Genomic DNA, 803 nt, shown 5'->3' with positions numbered 1-803 from the left:
CCCAGTTCGTTGTATTCGTACTGGGCCGGTACGGCCCGGGATACGGTTACTCCGTCACTGCCGGTGATGCTTTGCCTTTGCTGCCGCTTGCGCCCCATGTGGTCGTAGCTGTACTGCGAAGTCTGGCTGTACTGCTGGCCGGTGGTATTGTAGTGCTTTTGGGTGCTTTGCACCAGCTGACCGGTGAAGCTGTAGCGGTTCTCGGTGATCTCGTATTTGCCGGGGGCGGTACTGCCGCCCTGGCTGTGCTGGCGGATAGTCTTTACTTCTCTTCCGTCCAGGTCGTAATGGCTGACGGTGAGCTGGTACATACTGCTGCCGGTGACATTGACCAGGCTGCCGGTCTGAAGGCCGGTGGGCTGCTGGTAGATCGTGTCGATGCTGGCAGGCGGGGCGGCAAAAACGCTGGTATTGGGGTTGATGCCGGACAGGGACAGGTAGTCATAGCGGTCGTAATAGTTTACGGCATAGACTTTCCCGATGGCCTGCGGATAGCTCTGGCTGCTGTAGCCGTAGTTGCTGCTGCCGCCCTGGTAGATCTCCCACAGGGTGCCGGTCTGGGCATTGACGGCTGCCTGAACGGTCTGCTGGTTTCCTGAAAGGGGGACTTCCCCGCTCATCACCACACGGCCCATGGCGTCGTACTTAGTGAACAGCCAGATCCCGGCGCTGCGCTGGAGGGCGTCCTGGCTGAGCACCACCTGGTCCAGCTTGTTGTAGACCAGGTATTCCCAGCCTTTGCCGGGGACTTTCTTTTCTTTCAGCCGCTTGCGGCTGTCGTAGTGGTAGCCGTACACGAAGTT

1 pseudogene is annotated in these 803 nt (G+C 59.5%); it reads right to left on the bottom strand.

The features are described from left to right. Positions 1 to 803: pseudogene (locus DDR33_RS26220) on the bottom strand (hypothetical protein); the annotation flags it as partial.

Source organism: Pararcticibacter amylolyticus, from assembly GCF_003130405.1.
GTDB classification, from domain to species: Bacteria; Bacteroidota; Bacteroidia; order Sphingobacteriales; family Sphingobacteriaceae; genus Arcticibacter; species Arcticibacter amylolyticus.
Note: the sequence above shows the minus strand (reverse complement) of the source record. Positions and strands in the feature narration are given on the sequence as shown.